The following is a 19,866-nucleotide window of genomic DNA, read 5'->3' on the forward strand; positions in this document are numbered from 1 at the left end:
ACATGGGAACGAACCTGCCCCGCTCCACGACGGCGAACGAGCGGCTGCACCGGGTCATCCCGGGCGGTGCGCACACCTACGCCAAGGGCTCGGACCAGTATCCCGAAGGGATGGCCCCGGTCATCTCGCACGGCCGCGGCGGCCACGTCTGGGACGTCGACGGGAACGAGTACATCGAGTACGGCGCCGGGCTGAGAGCGGTCAGCCTGGGCCACGCCCACCCGCGGGTGATCGAAGCGGTGCGCGGCGAGCTGGAGAAGGGCAGCAACTTCATCCGGCCGTCGATCATCGAGGCCGAGGCCGCCGAGCGGTTCCTCGAGAACGTGCCGACGGCCGACATGGTGAAGTTCACCAAGAACGGCTCGGACGCGACGACGGCCGCGGTCCGGCTGGCCCGCGCGGCCACCGGCCGCCGGCTGGTCGCCAAGTGCGCCGACCACGCCTTCTTCTCCACCGACGACTGGTTCATCGGCACCACGCCGATGAACGCGGGCATCCCGGACGAGACGACGGAAGCGGTGGTGTCCTTCCCGTACGGCGACCTGCAGGCCGCGGAGGAGCTGCTGCAGCGCCACGAGGGCGAGATCGCGTGCATGATCCTGGAGGCGGCCGCGGCGGTCGAACCGCCGCCGGGGTACTTGCAGGGCCTGCGCGAACTCACCACCCGGCACGGCGTCGTCCTGGTCTTCGACGAGATGATCACCGGCTTCCGGTGGTCCGCCCAGGGCGCGCAGGGCCTCTACGGCGTCACGCCCGACCTCTCGACGTTCGGCAAGGCGCTCGGCAACGGCTTCGCGGTGTCGGCGCTGGCGGGCAAGCGGGAGCTGATGGAGATCGGCGGCCTGCGCACCGAGCGGGAGCGGGTGTTCCTCCTCTCCACCACGCACGGCGCGGAGACCCACTCGCTGGCCGCCGCGATGGCGGTCATGGACGTCTACCGCGACGAAGACGTCATCGGGCGCCTGCACGCCCTCGGCGACCGGCTCGCCGCCGGCGTCCGCGAGGTGGCGGCCGGCATCGGCGTCGAGGACCACGTGGTCGTCCGCGGCCGGGCCAGCAACCTGGTCTTCGGCACGCTCGACGAGCAGGGGAAGCCGTCCCAGCCGTACCGGACGCTGTTCCTGCGCGAGCTGATCGGCGGCGGGGTGCTCGGACCGTCCTTCGTGGTCAGCGCCGCGCTCACCGAAGCCGACATCGACAAGACCATCGACGTCGTCGCCCAGGCCTGCACGGTGTACCGGAAGGCCCTCGACGCGAACGACCCGGCGCCGTGGATGGGCGGGCGTCCGGTGCAGCCCGTGTTCCGCAAGTTCGCCTGATCCCCGCACGGACGGGCCGGATTCACCCGTTGGGTCCGATGAGGACACTTGAGGGTGACTGTTTTCCGGCCCGTTCGTGCGTAACTTCCTGCCATGGGCAGATCTCGTGCGGTTCTCGTCGCTGCTTGCTCGCTCCTGATCGCCGTGGCGTGCCCGGCGATCGCGGGAGCCGCCGACGGACCGCAGCCAGTGTGCGACCACCAACCCGCCGAGTACGGCCGGCCACCCTCCGGAGCCGTCACCGTCGACCCCGCCGTCGACGGTGACCTCGCGGCCAAGACGGCGGCGCACCCGGCGGGCACGACGTTCTGGCTCCGGCCCGGCACCCACACGCTCGGCAAGGACGAGTTCGGGCAGGTCGCCCCCAAGGACGGCGACGTCTACCTCGGGGCGCCGGGCGCGGTCGTGGACGGCCGCGGCGTCAACCGGGCGGCCTTCACCCAGCGGGCCCGCGACGTCCAGCTCCGGGGCCTCACCGTCCGCGGGTTCGCCGCGCTGCAGGACCAGGGCGTGGTCAACCACGACTCCGGCGACGGCTGGCTCATCGAGAACACCACCATCGAGGCCAACGCGGGCGCGGGGCTGATGGCCGGCGCCGGCCAGGTCGTGCGGCACAGCTGCCTGCGCAACAACGGCCAGTACGGGCTCAACGCCTACCAAGCGGGCGACGGCATCACCGGGCTCGTGCTGGAGGGCAACGAGATCACCGGCAACAACACCGGCGACTGGGAGGCCAAGGTGCCGGGCTGCGGCTGCAGCGGCGGCGCCAAGTTCTGGGCCGTGAACGGCGCCGACATCCGCGGCAACTGGGTCCACGGGAACCACGGTGCCGGGCTGTGGGCGGACACAAACAACAACGACTTCCTCGTCGAGGACAACCTGTTCGAGGCCAACGACGCCGAGGCGCTGTTCTACGAGACCAGCTACAACCTGGTGCTGCGCGGCAACACCTTCCGCGGCAACACCCTGGTGCAGGGCCGCGCGTTCGCGGCGCGCGGCGACAACTTCCCGGTGGCGACGGTGTACCTGTCGGAATCGGGCGGCGACCCGCGCGTGCAGGCCCGGACGTCCGCCGTCGACATCAGCGGCAACACGTTCGAGGACAACTGGGCCGGGATCACGTTGTGGGAGAACGCCGACCGCTTCTGCAACAGCCCGGCGAACACGTCCACGGGCTACTGCACCAAGCCGGCGGCAAAGTCTTCGTGCGCCGCGGGCACGATCGAGAAGGCCCCGGCCTACGACGACTGCCGCTGGAAGACGCAGCGGGTGGAGATCCACGGCAACACCTTCAAGTTCGACGCCGGCCGCGTCGGCTGCACGAGCCTCTGCGGGCGGATGGCCCTGCTGTCGAACTACGGGACGTTCCCGGACTGGTCGCCCTACAAGGGAACGGTGATCGAAGAGGCCATCACGTTCCGGCAGGCCAACCGGTGGCACGACAATGTGTACTCCGGGCCGTGGACGTTCGTGGCGCATGACACCTCCAGGACGGTCGACGCTGCGGGCTGGCAGGCAAAGCCCTACTCGCAGGACGAATGCTCTTCGTTCGGCGGTGGGCCCGCCGGCTGCTGATCACGAGCTTGCCGACCGGGTCCGACAATTTCCACAACGCTTCGCGCCGTGAGCCGAGTTTTCCCTTGCACCACAACGGAAAAGTCGCGAACGGAGAATTTCGGACGCGTCGGTTCACCCGTTTCAGCGACTGGCGTTCGCACGCCTGTTCGGTACCGTCGGAGACATGACCGCCTCGACCGACCACCGCGTCCACAGTGGACGAATTTCTCAGCCCACCCGTACCAGAACGAGGAACACCACTCGATGTTCCCCGGATCAGCCGCCCCGCGAGCGCGCGTCCTCAGCGCGGATCAACGGGGCAACCGGCCTTGTTCTCAGAGCCGGTCGGCCACACGGTCGAGGACCCAAGCGGTCGCGGGGACCGCGGCCAGCGCGGCACAAAATCCCCCGAGGGCGTCCGTGGGGTAGTGCGCGCCCAACGCGACCTCGGCCCACCCCATCACCAGCCCGGCCACCAACGCCAGGCCCAGCGCAAGCGCGAGCCCGGCCGCGCGCCCCAGCCCCAGTCGCTCGGTGAGCAACAGCGCTACGACGAGCGCGAGCGCGGTCGCCAAGGCCGTGTGCCCGCTCGGGTACGACAGGAACTCGCCGTGGATGGTGCGGCCGACCACCGGCTTCAGCACCGTCGTCACCGCCACCGTGACCACGACACCCACCACCGTCAGCACGGCCGTCCGGACCCGGCGGACCAGCCAGCACACCACCGAAAGGAGACCGATCAGGATCACCGACCCCACCGGCTCGCCCCCGAAGTCGACGGCCAGGGCGACGTACCGCCACGGCGGCTGGACCGGGTAGAGCGAAGGCAGGATGGCTGCGTCGATGCCGGTCAGGCCGGAGTCGTGGAAGTGCAGGATGCCGAGCGCGACGAGCACCGCCGTCGCCAGGGCAGCCGTCATCGCCAGCGGGGTGCGCAGCACGGCCGGCAGGGCTGCGGGCGCCGTCCGGACCAGCTGCCTCACGCCTCGATCGCCGCCTCGTACCCGGCGATCAAGCGGTCGAGCCCGACCGCGGGTGTGAAGTCCTTCTCGTACCGGACGCGGGCCGCGTCGCCCATGTCTGCGTTGCGGTCGCCGGCGACGGCGCGCAGGCGGTCCGCGAGGGAGGCTGCGTCGTCCGGGACGTGCAGGAGGCCGGTCACGCCGTCGTCGACCAGCTCGGGGAACGCCCCGTGCGCGGCGGCGACCGTCGGCACGCCGGCGGCCATCGCCTCGACCACGACCAGGCCGAAGGCCTCCAGCCACGTCGAGGGCGCGACCACCGCGACCGCGTCGGCGGTCAGGGCACGGCATTCCGCCTTGTTCCGGAGGCCGACGTAGGAGACGTCAGGGCGGCCGGCCGCCCAGGCCGCGACCTCGTCCTGCATCGGGCCGGTGCCCGCGATGACCAGCGGGACGCCGAAGGCGCCGTCGAGGCGCTCCCAGGCTCGCATCAGCAAGCCGACCCCCTTTTCCTCGGTGACGCGGCCGAGGAACAGCACGTGCTTGCCGGCGCCGGTGCGGCGGACGCCGGGGTCGGTGACGAAGTTGTGCTTCACCGCCATCCGCTCGCCGGGCATGCCGGCCGACACCAGGAGGTCACGTTGCGCCGCCGAAATGCAGAAGAACCGGGAAATGCCCGTCCACCACCGGCGCCGGTTCGCGACCATGCTCGCCGCCATCGGGAGCGTGGCCGCGGTCGAACCGCGGTAGCAGCCGTGCTTGACCGCCGGCAGGGGTGAGCCGCCGACGCACTCGGTGCAGATGCGGCCGTCGCGGTGGAGCGTGCCGGGTGGGCAGACCATCGTGTAGTTGTGCAGCGTCGCGACCGCGGGCACCCCCGCGTCCGCGCACGCGGCGACCACCGACGGCGACAGCAGCGGGAACGTGTTGTGGATGTGCACGACGTCCGGGCGCGAGGCCCGCAGCCGGGCGGCGAGCTCCTTCCGCACGGCCGGGTTCCACGGCACCATCAGCGGCACCGCGGCCTTGCGGGGCAACGGCATCGCCGCGATGTCGTCGCTGCGGCGTTCGAACAGCGACACCTGGTGCCCGCCCTCGGCGAGCAGCGTCACCTCGGCGTCGACGACGTTGTTCTCCCCGCTCGGCTGCTCGGAGCGGTACCGGTTGTGCACCACGAGCACCTTCACGCGCCTGCACCTCGCACGTCTGCCCCCTTCGCCGGGATGAATGCTTGTTCGTCGGACTGCGGCACCCCGCGGACCAGCAGTGACGCGGCGACCGCCAAGTGCAGCAGGTACGGCGACGCGTCGCCGAGTCCCGCTTCGGTGTAGGAGGCCGAAATGCAATAGGTGATCAGGAAGATCGCGCACGCGCGAGCCAGTGACGGTGGCCGCAGCACGGCCACCACGACCAAGGTGAGGAGGAAGCCCGCCACCAGGGCGATCCCGACGAAACCCTGCTCGTGGTAGATCGCGAGCCAGCTGTTGTCGATCGGGAGGCCGTCGTAGGACTTGTCGGTCAGGCCGACCCCGAAGATGTACTCGGCCGTCGTCCGCGGGGCCTCCAGCAGCGCGTCCCACACCTTCGCGCGGCCGGTCAGGCTGGAGAAGTTGTCCGCGCTCTGTCCACGGAGGAACCACGTCTGCAGCGCGCCCGCGAGCACCACGCCGGCCACCCCGCCGACGCCGACCGTCCACGCGAACACCTTCCTCGCGCGGGCACTGGTCAGCACCATCGACAGGAAGGCCACCGCCAGACCGGCGACGAGACCGAGCGTCGCCGTGCGGGTGTGGGTGAGCAGCAGCAATCCCAGCACCGGCACCACGATCATCAGCGCGCTGCGCCAAGTTGTGCGGCGCCCGAACCAGAGGAGGAGCGTGAGCCCGGAAATGACCGCCGCGTACTGGCCGATCTGCGGCGGGGTCAGCGGCCAGACCGCGCCCGAAAGCCGGCCGCCGTACTCCTCCGGCATCGCGTTGCCGGGCGAGATCACCAGGCCGATCGCCACCGACGCGAGCACGACCGCGTACGTGCGGATGTGGTACCGGACGAAGCTGAACCCGCCGTCCCACCAGCGGGTCAGCAACCACAGCGTGGAGACGAACACGGTGAGCCGGAAGCACCGGAACAGCGCGCCGAAGCCTTCCTGCAGGTCGGCGCTGGAGAGGATGCTGGCGCCCAGGAGGGCCGTCAGCAGCGTCAGGTACGCGCTCGGGCGGATCCGCAGGTGCTTGTTCAGGGCCAGCGCGATCACGAAGGCCGTCATCAGCGAGCCCATGGTGACCAGCTGGCTGACCGACCGCGGCAGCGGAAGGACCGTCTTCGCGCCGGTCGAGCCGAGCGTGTTGAGGATCAGCAGCGCCCACGCCAGGCCCGCCCACTTCGGCGTCGAGGACGCGGGCTCGGGCGCGGCGTCGCCGCGGAGGCCGGACAGTCCGGGGTGCGCGGTCATGTCAGCCTCCGCCCTGCGCGGTGAAGGTGCTCCCGCTGTCCTGCGAGTACGGCGCACCCTCCCACTCGCCGATTTCCAGGACACGGTCGGCCGAGTAGGCGATGAACGTCCACGGACCGGCGTAGCTGTTGTCGTGCCAGCGGTTGTCCTGCTTGAACGTGATCGCTTCCTGGACGTCGTCGCCGCGGTACGGCGACCAGTCCGGGTAGCTGCCGAAGTTCGACAGCAGGCCCATCCGGCCGCACGAGGCCTGGCAGCCCACGACCGCCTGGTCGAGGACGAACTTGTTGTCGTGGATGTCGACGTGCTGGGTCTTCCAGCGGCAGTCGGCCAGCAGCGCACCGCTGGTGATCGCCGGGGCCGCGCACTGCTTGACCGCCGGCACCAGCTTGGTGCAGTCACCCGAGGAGGTGTTGGCCGGGCTGTTGCAGAACCGGTCGGCGTTCTCCCACAGCGTGATCCCGGACCAGTTGTTCTCCAGGTAGTTGCGGGAGATCTCGATCTTCGCGGTGCGCGCCTTGATCCGCGGCTCGCCGCCGGACTCGGAGATGTAGATCGCCGACGTCGGGAAGTTGTCGCTCTTGTCGGCGTACCGGCGGCCGTCGGCCCAGTTGTTCTTGCGGATCGTGTTGTCCCGGATGACGGCGTTGTAGCTGATCTCGTAGATCAGCGCGGCGCTGTCGTTGTTCTCGATGAGGTTGCCCTCGATGAGGAAGTCGTTGTTGTTCGTGTCGGCCCACAGCCCGGTGCCGTGGTTGTCGTGCACCCAGTTGCCGCGCACGTCGGCGCCGTTCACGTCCCAGAACTTGACCCCGCCGCTGCAGCCGCAGCCTTCGATCTTCGCTTCCCAGTCGCCGGTGTTGTTGCCGGCGATCTCGTTGCCCTCGACGACCAGCGCGGTGAGCGGCGTGCCGCCGGAGTAGGCGTTCATGCCGTACTGGCCGTTGCGGCGCAGGCAGTTGCCGCGCACCTGCTGGCGCGCGCCCGCCATGAGGCCGGCGCCGTCGTTGTCCTGGATGGTCGAGTGCTCGATCACCCAGCCGTCGCCGGAGTCGTGATTGACGACGCCTTCGTCGTGCGGAGCGACGAAGCCCTGCACGGTCAGGTAGTTGATCTTGACGTTGGTGGCGTGCCCGGTGAAGGCGTACTGGTTGATCTTCCGGCCGTCGAGCACCGCGCCGGGGGCGCCGAGGTAGACGTCCCCGTCCTTGGGCGACACCTGGTCGTACTTGTCGTCGCCGAGGATGTGCTTGCCGGGCTTGAGCCAGAACGTCGTGCCGGAGCCGGCCGAGCGGGTCTTCGCCGCCAGGTCCCCCGGCACGGCGGGGTCGACGACGACGGCCCCGGCCGGCGCGGCCGCGGGGCCGGCCGGCTGCTTGTCGCACACCGCGGCGACCGACCCGCTGGGAGCCGCGGTGGCCTGGGCCGGGCCGCCGTCGGTGTCCGGCCCGCCCGAGCACGCCGCGACCGTGAGCAGGACACCGAGCAGCGGAGCGGCACGGCGGAGTCGGAAGCGGCGGGCTGTCACGGGCCGGTCCTAACTGAAGCGGAGCAGGGTGGTGAGGTGTCCGGGCGACCCGGAGCCGACGAGGGTGGTGGCGGGTTCCTTGCGTCCGAACCCCGCGGAGTACCACCCCAGCGGCGGCTCAGCATCACCCCGGTGCACGGTCCACGCAAGTTCGGACGGCAACTCCATCACGGCGGTGCGCACGGCACCGCCGAGCGAACCGGAGACCCGCCCGACGAGCGGATCGGCGGCGGAATCGGACGCCCTCGCTTCCTCCGCCGTCCAGCGGAGGCGGGCGGTGGTGCCGTCGAGCATGACCGTCACCGACGGGCCGAAGTGGAACGCCAGCCGCGCGGGTCCGGGGGCGCCCTCGCCCAGCACCTCGTCGTCGATCTTGAGCACGTCGCCGGCCAGCTCGACCGTGCGGCGGTGGAGTGCCGGGGCGTAGCCGTCGTGGGCGGCCGACCAGCGGGAGGGCCCGTCGTCCGGGGTCTGGACGTCCAGGACCTTCGTCACCGCGTGGCGGGTCCACAGGAACGGCCCGCCCGACACCGACTGATCGCGGCCGGCCAGCTCGAGCGTGTTGTGGCCGAGCGTCGACCGGAAGTACGACCGCCACTGCGGCTCGCCGTGGTAGCAGAACGTGCCCGGGTCGGCGAGCACGTCGACACCGTCGTGGCGGACCTCCAGCGAAAGCGCGTCGGCGTGGGCGTGCGCCGCGATCGACAGGAACCCGTGGGGGCCTCCGTCGCAGCGGACCCACACCGGGCCCGAGCGCAGGATCGTCATCCCCGCGTCCCGCAGGTGCGCCGGACGCTTGCCCGGGCGGACACCCGAAGCACGCGGAGTGCGCGAAGCGAGAGACGCGAGCAGCGCCGTGCGGACGTCGTCGCCGGGGACCGCCGGCCACCAGTCGAGACGGCCGAACAACGCCTCTCCCGAAGCCAGCAGCGACGCCCAGCGGTCGGTCGCCGTGCCGTCGACGATCAGGCCGAAGCCGTCGTCGGCGTCACCCTGGCGGGGCGGGCGCAGCTTGTTGTCCACAATGGACGCCAAGGCGTCGGTCATCCGGAGCAGGACGTCCCAGGTCGAATCCGGCACCGGGGTGCCGGCGGCGTCGGCCTCGACCGCCGCCGCCAGGCCGAGTTCCAGCACCAGGCCGTGGTACTCGGAGGCCAGTTCCGCGTTGAGCCCGGACGCGAAGGTGTTGCGCCCCAGCTGGACGTCCAGCGAGCGCATCGCCGCGGTTCGCCAGCTCGCCGACTCCGGGAACCAGCCGAACGCACAGGCGGCGGCCAGCAGCCCGGCGTCCTCGGCGATGACGTGGTTGTTCGCCGACGAACCGTGGCTGCGCAGGCTGGCGAGCCAGTTCTGGTGGTGCCACAGCTGGAGCTGGAAGTCCGGGTTCTGCTCGAACAGCTCCGCCGCGCCCGGCCAGCCGTCGAGCAGCCGGCGCGTCCAGACCCACGACAGCAGCCGGATGCCCAGCTCGATGCCGCTCACCCAGTGCGGCCCCCGCAACGGCGGATTGGCGGCCCACCACGAACGCAGGTGCTCCGCCGCGCGCTCGGCGTAGGCGGAGGACCCGGTCAGGGCGTACGCCGTGGCCAGCACGGTGAGGTGCTGGTGCCGCGACGGTTCCCAGATCTGCTTGATGTCGCCGACCGTGTCTTCCGACCGGTACGGCACGTCGAACGCGTACACGTCCGAGGGCGCGCGACGCCCGGTCTTGGGGTCGAGGAACCAGTCGGGCGCCGCGAAATCCGTCCGTTCGACGCCGAAGTACTCCGCGCGGCCCGCCATCAGCTCGTCGGCGGTGGCCACCAGCCGCGCGACGGCTTCGCCGGACACCTTGCCGAGCACCCCGGCGGGCAGCGTCGCGGTGAAACGCGGGTGCGGCGGCCAGTCCGGCGGAGTGGGCAGCGCGGACCGCCACTGCCGCTGAACGACGGCATGCCGCGCGCGGCCGACCACCTCCGCCGGCCCCATCCGCGAGAGCCGGCGCAGGTACCAGCCGGGACCCATCATTTCGGGCCCCCCGGCTCCAGCCCGCTCGTCATGCCGGGGCGCCCGTCTTCTGCGGCAGCTCGATCCGCACCGGCGCCGCGTTCGCCGCGCTCGTCTGGGCGGCCAGCGTCGCCAGGGTCGTTGCCGCCAGGGAGGCGATCGAGATCGGCATCGGCGCGCCCGTCCGGACCGCCGTCAGGAACGCCTCGACCTCCGCGGCCTGGCCCTTGTCGCGGCCCTTCGGGATGCGGGAACTGGCCCACTTCTTGCGCGAGTACACCGACGCTCGCACGAAGTCGTCGAACTTCAGGACCTTGCCGTCCGCGACCAGATCCAGGGTCTCCTTCGGGAAGCCCGATGAGCCCGTCTCGGCGTACGTGATCACCGCCGTCGAGCCGTCCGCGTAGCCGAGGGTCACCTGGAGGTCTCCCGTCGCGTACACCGAGACCGGGTCGGCGTCGAGGAGCCAGCTCACCGTGTCGATGAAGTGGCCGCCTTCGCCGGCGAAGCGGGACCCTTCCGAATCCGTCTGGTTGTACCAGCTGCCGTGGTCGAGTCGGCCCGCGTTCACCAGGTAACGGACGCTCGCCGGGCCGACGCGCGGGCCGAACTGGTCGCGGGCCTCGTGCAGCAGCGGGGCGAACCGGCGATTGAAGCCCACCTGGAGGCGGTCGTTGCCGGACTCCTCGATCGCGTCGAGGACCTTCTGCAACTCTTCGGAAGACAGCGCCAGCGGCTTCTCGACGAACACCGTCTTGCCCGCCAGCAGCGCCTGGCGGGTCAGCTCCGCGTGCGAGCTGTGCCGGGTCACGACGAACACCGCGTCGATCGACGAGTCGCCGAGGACGTCGTCGATGTTCGTCGACGCCGCCGCAAAGCCGAACTTGCGGCGGGCGTTGGCGCCCGACAGCGCGGACGTCGTCGCGACGTGCTTGAGCTGCACGTCCGGGCGCTCGACCAGGTGCGGCAGCAGCATCGACGACGCGTAGTTGCCCGCCCCGATGAAGCCCAGGCGCACCGGCTGACCGGCCGGCAGGGCGGCCGCCGGAGCCGCTGCCACGCCGACGCGCGCCGACGTCACGACGGGCTCCGTCCGGGCGACCCCGTCCGGGTAGCGGAACAGCACCGCCACCGCCTTCAGCGCGCCCTCGTTCAGCGACTGGTACGTCGAGACGGCGTCAGAGAAGTCCGCGACGTGCGTGATCAGCGGCTCGACGTCCAGGCGGTCGCGCGCGATCAGGTCGAGGACGCACTCGAGGTTGCGGCGCTCGGTCCAGCGGACCTGGCCGATCGGGTAGTCCCGCCCCTCCAGCTCGTACGACGGGTCGTAGCGGCCCGGTCCGTACGACCGCGAGAACCGGACGTCGAGTTCCTTCTCGTAGTAGGCGTTCCACGGCAGGTCGAGCTTGCACTTGCCGATGTCGATCACGCGGCCGCGGTCGCGCGACAGCTTCGCGGCCAGCTCCACCGGGTCGTTCGTGTTGCCGCCCGCCGCGAGGTACGTCTGGTCGACGCCCGCGCCGTGCGTCAGCTCGTCCACCGCCGTGTCCACGATGCCGGACGCCGGGTGCGCGCAGGTCAGCGCGCCGAGGCTCTCGGCGAGCTTGCAGCGCTCCGGGTCCGGGTCCACGCCGACCACGCGCACGCCGGACGACGCCAGCAGCTGCACCACGAGCTGGCCGATCAGGCCGAGGCCGATGACCAGGGCGACGTCACCGATCTGCGGCTCGCCGCGGCGGACGCCCTGCATGGCGATCGACCCGACGGTGCCGAACGCCGCGTGGCGCGGGTCGACGCCGGCGGGCACCGGCGAGTAGAGGTTCTTGGGCACCCAGTTCAGCTCGGCGTGCAGGGCGTGCTCGTTGCCCGCGCAGGCCACCAGGTCGCCGACCTTCACGTCGGTGATGCCGTCGCCGACCTGCTCGACGACACCGCACAGCGAGTAGCCGAGCGGGGTGTAGGAGTCCAGTTTGGACGTCACCTTGCGGTAGGTCGCCGAGAGGCCGTTGGTGGCCACGCTCTGCATGACCTTCGCGACCTGGTCGGGGCGGGCCTTCGCCTTGCCCACCAAGGACATGCTGGCCTCGGACACCTTCATCATCTCGGTGCCGGTCGAGATCAGCGAGTACACCGTCCGCACCAGCACGCCGCCCGGCTTGCAGGCCGGCTCGGGCACGTCGAGGAGCGCCAGTTCCCCGCTCTTGTAGTTCTGGACTACCTGCTTCACTTCGCTCCCGCTCCAGACATCGCGTTCCGGTACCAATACTCGAGGGTCAAGACGTGCCAGAGGTGCTTGCCGCGGTCTTCCTGACCGGCGGCGTCCTCGGCCACCATGCGCTGCAACGCCTCGCGCTGCAGGAAGCCCGACGAAACGAGGACGCCTTCGTTGACGACTTCGCGCACCAGCGGCGCCAGGTCGCGGCTCATCCAGGCCCGCAGCGGCGCGCTGAACAGGCCCTTCGGCCGGTGCACGATCTCGCCGGGCAGGATGTTCTCGGCGGCCTTCTTCAGCGCCATCTTCCCGGCGCGGCCGACGATCTTCCGGTTCCCCGGGATCTTGAACGCCGCCCGCACGACCTCGACGTCGACGAACGGGGTCCGCACCTCGGTGGACGCCGCCATCGTCGATCGGTCGGTGTAGGTCAGGTTCAGGCCGGGGAGGAACATCCGCGAGTCGGCCAGGCACATCCGGTTGACGAAGTCGTCCAAAGCCTGGTCGTTGTACGTGTCCGCGTGCTCGGTCAGGACGTCGTCGACAGAAGCCGCGAGGTCCGGGTTGACCAGCCCGAGCAGCTCGGCGCGGTCGTACATCGTGTAGCTGCGCCGGAACGCCGTCTCCTCGGGCAAGCCTGCGAAGGACAGGAACCGCTTGGCGAACCGCACCGACCGGTAGCCGCGCTTGGCCGACGCCACCGGCAGCCGGTCCACAATGGACTCGACCGGGCGCCGGACCGCGCTCGGCACCTTGTGGTAGCGCAGCGCGATCAGGTTCGCGAGGTGCTTGCGGTAGCCGGCGAACAGCTCGTCGGCGCCCATCCCGGACAGCATCACCTTGACGCCGGCCTCGCGCGCGGCCGAGCAGATCAGGAACGAGTTGATCGCCGCCGGGTCGCCGATCGGCTCGTCGAGGTGGTAGGTCATCTTCGGCAGCAGGTCGAGCACTTGCGGCGCGATCTCGATCTCGTGCAGGTCGACGCCGAACTGCTCCGCCACGATCCGGGCGTACTTCAGGTCGTCGGGCATGGCCTCGAACTTGGCGTCCTCGGCCCGGAACCCGATGGTGTAGGCCGATATCCCGGGCTGCGACCGCGCGGCCAGCGCCGTCAGGTAACTGGAGTCCAGCCCGCCCGACAGGAAGGTCGCCACCGGGACGTCCGAGAGCAGGTGCTTGGCCGTCGACTCGGCGATCACCTCGTGCAGGTCGACTTCGCCGTCGAAGGCCGCGCCCTCCTCGGCGACCTCCCGCAGTGACCAGAACCGGCCGCGGTCGACCTGGCCGTCCGGGCGGCAGCGCAGCCACGTGCCCGGCTGCAGCTTCTCCGCGCCCTGGTACGCGCACCGGCTGTCCGGCACCCAGTAGTAGAGCAGCGACGCGATCAGGGCCGCGTTGTCGACCTGCAGCGACCCGCCGAGCTCACCCGCGAGCGCTTTGAGCTCCGAGGCGAAGGCGACCCCGCCGTTGCGCTGGACGAAGAACAGCGGCTTGATGCCGAGCTGGTCGCGGACCAGGAACAGCTCGCCGGTGCCCTCCTCGAACAGCGCGAAGGCGAACATGCCGCGCAGCTTCGGCAGGCAGTCGGTGCCCCAGCGCCGCCACGCCTGCAGCAGCACCTCGGTGTCCGACGTCCCGCGGAAGCGCACACCGGCCGCGGCCAGCTCGGCCCGCAGCTCGGGCGCGTTGTACAGCTCGCCGTTGTAGCTCAGCGCGAGCCCGTCGAGGACCATCGGCTGCGCGCCGGTCTCGGACAGGTCGATGATCGAGAGCCGCCGGTGTCCCAAGTGGACTTGGCCGGGTCCGGCCCGGTGCTCGTAGCGGCCGGAGCCGTCCGGGCCGCGGTGGGCCAGCGTCTTGGTCAGCCGGTCGGTGAGCGGCCCGCCGTCCGGCCAGAGGTAGGTGCCTGCGATGCCGCACATCGGGTGCGTTCCCCTTCGGTCGCGGCGCGGGTCGGGAGACTCACGCACTCTTTTCGGGGGTCTGGGTGGCGGAGCCCCCGGCCTGGGGCGAGGCCCCGGTTGTCACAGTGTTCTTTTCGGGTTCGAGATCGCCCTTGTGGCTCGGTTCGCCGTGATCGCGCTTGAACGGCGTCGGCCGCTTCGGGGGCTTGACCGGGGCGAACTTCTTCGTCGGCGCGTTCAAGTGGTCCGGGACGCTCACCCCGCCCGGCGGCGGCAGCGGCGACGCCGGTGGCCGCGAGGGGGTGTGCGGCGGCTGGAGCACCGGCCGGACCGGGGTGAACCGGCGCGTCGGCTGCTCAGTGGCGACGCGCTCGGCGACGCGGGCGACCAGCTCGTCGAGGCGGTCCTCGTGCTCGGCCGAAGCCGTGGCCGGAGCCGCGGCGGGGGCCGCTACCGGGCGGCCGCGGCCGCGCAGGGCCGTGTGCAGGCCGTCCCACAGCGTGCCGTCGGACTTGTCGCGCGGGTCCGGGTCGACCAGCACGACGCCGAGGATCGGGATCTCCTGGTCGGCCAGCTGCCGCGCCACCGTGTGCAGCCACAGCGTGTTCGCGTGCCCGGCCTTCACGACCAGCACGGTCTCCTTGCCGAGGTGCTCCAGATCGGTCCACGCCGTGCCCGGCGACACCGTGCCGACGCCGACGCGGCGCTCCTCCGGCTGCCCGGGCGGGTCGCCGGCCCCGACCACCGAGATGTCGCTCTTGGTCTCCTGCGCGAGCTTGCGGACGTCCTCGCGCGGGAGGTCGTCGACGACGCTCGCGGCACCGTCCTCGGCGAGCTCGGCAGCGACGTCCAGGCTGAGCGCGGCCGCGACCTTCGGCGCGCCGAGCTCCAACAGCGACACCGCGCGCGGGTCCTTCTTGATGAGCCTGGCCAGCGTGGTCGCGACGCGTCGGCGTTCGGAAACCGCGCGCGAGCGCCGCCACAGCCGGGCCGGCCCGCGCAGCTTCGACGGCAGCTGCGCGATCACGGACGCACCCAGGTGCGTCGAGATTTCGCGGCGCAGCACCGGCTTGTCGCGCGAGACGGCACCGATGGCGACCAGCGCGAGCCCGAGGGCCAGGCCGAGCGCGAACCCGATGCCGGCGTTGGTCGCGGTGGTCTTGAGGAACGCCTTGGGCAGCGCGCGGGCCGCGTCGACGACCTGGGTGCCCGCGGCGACCTGCGGGCTGCCGATGCCGGCCTGCTGGGCGCGCGAGGTGAAGTCCGAGATCTGCGCGGTCAGCGCGGCGCGGCGGCTGTAGAGGTTCTCGAGGGTGGGCTGGCTGGCCTGGCGGCCCTTGCCCTCCTCCTCGACGATCTGCTGCTCGACCTTGCCCAGCTCGTCCTGGGCGTTCTTCCGCTGGTCGAGGATGGCCTGCGACTGGGCGGCAGCGGCCGCCTGGCTGCGCTTGACGTGGTCGGCGATGAACGTCTCGGCCAGCGCCTGGGCCTTCGCGACGGCCTCTTCGTCGCTCTTGGCCTTGACGGTGATCTGCAGGATGTTGTTCGTCAGGCCGAGACCCGCGTAGTTCTTCATGAAGTCTTCGGGCGAGTCGGTGCTGCCGACCTTCTTCAGCGCGCCCGTGGCGATCGGGGCCGTCTGCAGCACGGCGACGTCGGTGCGCATCAGCGTGCCGCTGTCGGTCGGCGAGTCGTCCTGGTGGACCACGATCACCTTGGCGACCGCGGTCGGCGGCGCGGGCAGCACGACCGCGAGCGCCGCCCCGGCGATGAGCCCGAGCAGCGCCGTGGCCAGCCAGATCCGCTTGCGGCGGCGGATCGCGATGAACAGCCGCTGGAGGTCGACCAACGGCGCGGCGGGGGTTTCGGGAGGAGTCGTCACGCCGAACCTGCCAGGGCTTTCTCGGGGGCTTCCGCCGCGGGTCCGGGTTTCTCCGGCGCGCTCGGCCGGACGGGGTGGGTGAGGACGGCCCCGACGATCTCCTGGCCCCCGTCGGCGCAGGCCTCGGCGAGCCGGACGAGCTGCCACGCGGTGCGCGTGCCGGCGCCGAGCACGACCAGGACCCCGGAACTCGCCGTGGCGTCCGGCACGGTGGGCCGGTCGGGCGAGAACTCGAAGACCCGCAGCGGCAGGGACTGCCGGTCGGCCAGCTCGGCGAGCTGGGCGGCGGCCAGGCGGCCGGTCTCGTCGTCGTCGGCCACCAGCAGCAGGATGTCGGCGGGGCCGGTGGCCAGCCGGGCCAGCACCCGGCGGTAGCGGATGTCGCGGTTGACCTCGTCGGCCGAGGTCGCGACCGGGGGCAGCACCCACGGCCGGTCCCCGCCGAGCAGGTGCCGCACCTTGCCGAGGAAGCCGGTGGCCGGAGCGCGGTCGCCCTCCGGGGTGGTGACGTCGACGCCGGCCAGGATCGGCGCGCCGAGCGCGGACGCGATCTGCGGCTCGCCCCGCAGCCGCCGGTCGGTGCGGGCGGTGAACAGGTGGCCGAACACCCCGAAGAGGAAGAACAGCACCGCGCCCCCGGCGACGAGCTGCGTCATCGTGGGGGCCGCCGGCGACGTCGGGCGCTGGGACGGCCCGAGCACCACGGTGTTGCCGACGCCGGTGGCCAGGTCGGCCTGGTTGAGATCGTTGATCGCCTGCTCCAGCGACGTCTTCAGGCCCTCGAGCTGCGTGCGGACCTGCACGCTCTCCACGGTCAGGTCGCCGCCGACGTTCTTGGCGAGGTCGCTGATCCGCTCGGTCGTCAGCTTCACCTGCTGGCGCAGCGACTCGCGTTGCTCCTGGGCGAGCTGAACCGAGGCGTCGGCGGAGTTGGTCGCCAGCTGCGTGGAGAACTTGACGTACTGCTGGGCGACCTGGTCGGCGAGCTGCTGGGCGTGCTCGGCGGTGTCGGCGGAGACGGTGATCGTCACGACGTTGCTCTGCGCCACCGACGTGCTGACCTGGTCCTTCAGGTCGGCGCCGCTGGGGTGCCACGGCAGCATGGCCGCTGTGCGGTCGAGCACGACCGAAGCCTTCGCGATGTCGGCCTGGGTCAGCAGCTCGTCCGCTTGGCGCGGGCCCTGGAGCAGCACGCCGGAGGTGGTCTTGTAGCCGGGCGAGAAGAGGATCGACGCTCCCGCGCCGACCAGCGCGCCCAAGACGGCGAGGACGGCCAGCAGCCGCCATCGCCGTCGCAGGACCTGCCCGACCAGGGCCAGGCGCACCGTGTCGTCAGTCAACGGCGGGGTCTCCATTCCTGAGCCGGGTACGCCGAACGGATTCAGTTGATCGGCCGGTTACCCGAACCGTCGTAAGACCGGGAGCATTGGTTACACGTGCGGGTGACTTCTTGACCGAATGGCGATCAGGACTTCACAGCGTGCTCATACGCGGCAAGCAGAGCCTTCGCGGAGTTCTCCCAGGAGAGCGGACCCGCCACCCTGGCCTGGCCGAGCTTACCCATCCGGGCCCGCTCCTCGGGGTCGTCGAGCAGCTGGGCGACGAGCTTCGCGAAGGCCGACTCGTCGTTCGCCGGGGCGTAGACGGCCGCGTCGCCGGCGGACACCCGGGCTTCCCGCAGCTCGAACGAGACGATCGGCTTGCTCATCGCCATGTACTCCATGACCTTGTTCATCGTGGAGACGTCGTTGAGCGGGTTCAGCGGGTCCGGCGACAGGCAGACGTCGGCGGTGGACAGGTAGCGGACCAGGTCCTCGTCGGAGATCCGGCCGGTGAACTCGACCTGGTTGGCCAGACCGAGCTTCGCCGACAGCGCGACCATGTCGTCGAACGCGTCGCCGGAGCCGACGAACACGGCGTGCCAGTCGGTGCGGCCGACCTCGTCACGCAGCTTCGCGAGCGCGCGCAGGGCGTAGTCGACGCCGTCCTGCGGGCCCATCACGCCGAGGTAGGCGAGCAGGTGCGGCTTGCCCTTCTTCAGCTCGGGCTCGGCCGGCACCTCGTGGAACCGCTCGACGACCGGGGCACTGCGCACCACGAAGACGTCCTCGGGCTTCTTGCCGCCGCGGATCCGGGCGACCTGCTTGTAGCTCTCGTTCGTCGAGATGACGACGTCGGCGGCGCGGTAGGTGGCGCGTTCGAGCGCGCAGACCCCGCGGTAGAGCAGGTCCTGCCCGCGGTCGAACCGCGACAGGTACAGCTCGGGGCACAGGTCGTGCTGGTCGAAGATGAACCTCGCGCCCTGCCGCTTCAGCACCTTCGCGACCAGGTAGAGCAGGTCCGGCGGGTTGCAGGCGTGCACGACGTCGACCGGTCCGACCTTGCGGGCCAGCCGCAGCGTGTGCCACAGCGCGGTGCCGTACTCCTGCAGGTAGCCGGCGGGGCCGCCGGTCGCCGCCTTGAGCGGGTAGCGGTGGATGTGGACGCCGTCGACGACGGCTTCGGCCTCGGTGTCGCGTTTCGTGCCCTGCGGGCAGATCACGTGGACTTCCCACCCGGCGTCGCGCAGGGTCGTGGACTCCTGCCAGACCCGCCGGTCGAAGGGGACGGAGAGGTTTTCGACGAGGATGAGCGCTTTACCAGGCAAGGCCGGCGTATCCCTCTTCAAGGCGACGCTCGGCGGCGTCGGGCAGGCGGACGAGGTCGACGATCTCCCGGCCGTGCGGCAGGGCCGCCAGCACGTCGGGGTCCTTGGTGCCCACGAGCAGGACGTCGGCGTGGTTCACGACTTCGTCGACGGTCCCGGCGAGCAGCTGGCCGAGGTGCGGCAGCCGGCTCTCGATGTACTCGCGGTTGGCCCCCATCAGCCGGGAGAGGCTGACGTTGGCGTCGTAGATCTTCAGGTCGTAGCCCTTGCCGAGCAGCTTCTCGGCCAGCTCGACCAGCGGCGACTCGCGCAGGTCGTCGGTGCCCGGCTTGAACGACAGGCCGAACAGCCCGACCTTGCGCTTGCCGGTGCGCGCGACCAGGTCGAAGGCCCGCTGCAGGTGTTCGTCGTTCGACGCGAGCACGTGCGACAGGATCGGCACGCTGACGTCGGCCCGGTGCGCGGCGTAGACGAGCCCGCGCAGGTCCTTCGGCAGGCACGAGCCGCCGAAGGCGAACCCGGGCTTGAGGTAGGCGGGGCTGATGTTGAGCTTGGTGTCGGCGAGGAAGACGTCGATCACCTGGTGCGAGTCGAGGCCCAGCGCCCGGCAGATCGCGCCGAGCTCGTTCGCGAACCCGATCTTCAGGCCGTGGAAGGAGTTGTCGGCGTACTTCGTCATTTCCGCGACCGGGATCGGCACCCGGAAAACCGGGCCGGGCAGGCCCTCGTACAACGCCGCGACGGCGTCGCCGCTGGCTTCGTCGATCTCGCCGATGACCGTCTTCGGCGGGTCGAAGAAGTCGCGGACGCTGGTGCCTTCGCGCAGGAACTCCGGGTTCACCGCGACGCCGAAATCGACCCCGGCGGTGCGGCCCGAGGCCTTCTCCAGGATCGGGACCAGCAAATCGAGGCAGGTGCCCGGCAGCATGGTGCTGCGGAAGACGACGGTGTGCCGCGTGTCCTTCCGGGCGAGGGCTTCCCCGATTTCCTCGGCGACGCGCTCGAGGTAGACGGTGGAGAGGCTGCCGTTCGGCGCCGACGGCGTCCCGACGCAGACCAGCGAGATCTCACTGTCGGCGACCGCTTCCGCGACGTCGGTGGTGGCTCTCAGCGCACCGCTCGCGACCACCTCGGCGGTCAGCTCGCCGATCCGCTCCTCGACCACCGGGGCGTTGCCCTGGGTGATCAGGTCGATCTTCACCGGGTTGACGTCCACGCCGACCACCCGGTGTCCCTGCCCCGCCAGGCACGCGGCGGAGACACAGCCGACGTAACCGAGCCCGAAGACACTGATCTTCACGCCAAAACCTCCGCTATTCCGCGCGACCCTCAAGTTGGTCGGCGGGCGCCCCTGGATCGTTACCGCGGACGCGGCGAACGGGGGACGGCGTGAGTTGGCGGTGAGACGCAAGGGATC

The 19,866-nt window shown here is 71.1% G+C and carries 13 protein-coding genes; 2 read left to right on the forward strand and 11 right to left on the reverse strand.

Features of this window, described 5'->3' with window-relative positions; genetic code table 11:
• Nucleotides 1-2 precede the first annotated feature (2 nt).
• Nucleotides 3-1,319, forward strand: coding sequence for a glutamate-1-semialdehyde 2,1-aminomutase (locus ACWDN5_RS10460; RefSeq protein WP_310967841.1), 1,317 nt, complete (start codon nucleotides 3-5; stop codon nucleotides 1,317-1,319).
• Between the two features lie 93 nt (nucleotides 1,320-1,412).
• Entirely contained in the window at nucleotides 1,413-2,894 is a 1,482-nt protein-coding gene (locus ACWDN5_RS10465) for a right-handed parallel beta-helix repeat-containing protein (RefSeq protein ID WP_449675944.1), read from the forward strand.
• A gap of 317 nt (nucleotides 2,895-3,211) precedes the next feature.
• Here the strand turns inward: ACWDN5_RS10465 and ACWDN5_RS10470 are convergent, their stop codons facing one another.
• The 11 genes from ACWDN5_RS10470 to ACWDN5_RS10520 form a co-directional block, all read right to left on the reverse strand.
• Nucleotides 3,212-3,859 carry a phosphatase PAP2 family protein gene (locus ACWDN5_RS10470; RefSeq protein WP_310967843.1) on the reverse strand — a complete coding sequence of 216 codons (648 nt, stop codon included), beginning with the start codon at nucleotides 3,857-3,859 and terminating at the stop codon, nucleotides 3,212-3,214.
• Nucleotides 3,856-5,025: a glycosyltransferase family 4 protein gene (locus tag ACWDN5_RS10475; RefSeq protein WP_449675946.1), complete on the reverse strand. Its 1,170-nt coding sequence runs from the start codon at nucleotides 5,023-5,025 to the stop codon at nucleotides 3,856-3,858. The genes ACWDN5_RS10470 and ACWDN5_RS10475 overlap by 4 nt, the downstream gene beginning before the upstream one ends.
• Nucleotides 5,022-6,290, reverse strand: coding sequence for an O-antigen ligase domain-containing protein (locus ACWDN5_RS10480; RefSeq protein WP_310967845.1), 1,269 nt, complete (start codon nucleotides 6,288-6,290; stop codon nucleotides 5,022-5,024). The genes ACWDN5_RS10475 and ACWDN5_RS10480 overlap by 4 nt, the downstream gene beginning before the upstream one ends.
• Nucleotide 6,291: 1 nt before the next feature.
• Nucleotides 6,292-7,818, reverse strand: coding sequence for a right-handed parallel beta-helix repeat-containing protein (locus ACWDN5_RS10485; protein ID WP_449675948.1), 1,527 nt, complete (start codon nucleotides 7,816-7,818; stop codon nucleotides 6,292-6,294).
• A gap of 9 nt (nucleotides 7,819-7,827) precedes the next feature.
• Complete coding sequence (locus tag ACWDN5_RS10490) at nucleotides 7,828-9,825, reverse strand: alginate lyase family protein (RefSeq protein WP_449675950.1); 1,998 nt, start codon at nucleotides 9,823-9,825, stop codon at nucleotides 7,828-7,830.
• A 28-nt stretch (nucleotides 9,826-9,853) separates the two neighbouring features.
• The gene (locus ACWDN5_RS10495) at nucleotides 9,854-12,031 is read right to left on the reverse strand and encodes a bi-domain-containing oxidoreductase (RefSeq protein WP_310967848.1); all 2,178 of its coding nucleotides are present in this window, start codon (nucleotides 12,029-12,031) and stop codon (nucleotides 9,854-9,856) included.
• Nucleotides 12,028-13,938, reverse strand: coding sequence for an asparagine synthase (glutamine-hydrolyzing) (gene asnB, locus ACWDN5_RS10500; RefSeq protein ID WP_449675952.1), 1,911 nt, complete (start codon nucleotides 13,936-13,938; stop codon nucleotides 12,028-12,030). Before asnB ends, ACWDN5_RS10495 begins: the two co-directional genes overlap by 4 nt.
• Before the next feature lie 40 nt (nucleotides 13,939-13,978).
• Nucleotides 13,979-15,802 (reverse strand): Wzz/FepE/Etk N-terminal domain-containing protein, encoded by a 1,824-nt coding sequence (locus ACWDN5_RS10505; RefSeq protein WP_449675953.1) that lies wholly within the window; start codon nucleotides 15,800-15,802, stop codon nucleotides 13,979-13,981.
• On the reverse strand, nucleotides 15,799-17,157 hold the full coding sequence (locus ACWDN5_RS10510; protein ID WP_310967851.1) for a GumC domain-containing protein: 1,359 nt from the start codon (nucleotides 17,155-17,157) through the stop codon (nucleotides 15,799-15,801). The genes ACWDN5_RS10505 and ACWDN5_RS10510 overlap by 4 nt, the downstream gene beginning before the upstream one ends.
• 110 nt (nucleotides 17,158-17,267) lie before the next feature.
• Nucleotides 17,268-18,449, reverse strand: a complete 1,182-nt coding sequence (locus tag ACWDN5_RS10515) for a glycosyltransferase family 4 protein (RefSeq protein ID WP_449675955.1) — start codon at nucleotides 18,447-18,449, stop codon at nucleotides 17,268-17,270.
• The gene (locus tag ACWDN5_RS10520; protein ID WP_449675956.1) at nucleotides 18,439-19,749 is read right to left on the reverse strand and encodes a nucleotide sugar dehydrogenase; all 1,311 of its coding nucleotides are present in this window, start codon (nucleotides 19,747-19,749) and stop codon (nucleotides 18,439-18,441) included. The genes ACWDN5_RS10515 and ACWDN5_RS10520 overlap by 11 nt, the downstream gene beginning before the upstream one ends.
• Between the last annotated feature and the right edge of the window lie 117 nt (nucleotides 19,750-19,866).

The organism is Amycolatopsis sp. NPDC003731 (assembly GCF_053586895.1).

Bases quoted from the DNA above. Each gene is read 5' to 3' on its own strand.
- ACWDN5_RS10480 (WP_310967845.1), bottom strand. From the start codon at position 6,290: ATGACCGCGCACCCCGGACTGTCCGGCCTCCGCGGCGACGCCGCGCCC.
- ACWDN5_RS10510 (WP_310967851.1), bottom strand. From the start codon at position 17,157: ATGGAGACCCCGCCGTTGACTGACGACACGGTGCGCCTGGCCCTGGTC.
- ACWDN5_RS10460 (WP_310967841.1), top strand. From the start codon at position 3: ATGGGAACGAACCTGCCCCGCTCCACGACGGCGAACGAGCGGCTGCAC.
- ACWDN5_RS10465 (WP_449675944.1), top strand. From the start codon at position 1,413: ATGGGCAGATCTCGTGCGGTTCTCGTCGCTGCTTGCTCGCTCCTGATC.
- ACWDN5_RS10490 (WP_449675950.1), bottom strand. From the start codon at position 9,825: ATGATGGGTCCCGGCTGGTACCTGCGCCGGCTCTCGCGGATGGGGCCG.
- asnB (WP_449675952.1), bottom strand. From the start codon at position 13,938: ATGTGCGGCATCGCAGGCACCTACCTCTGGCCGGACGGCGGGCCGCTC.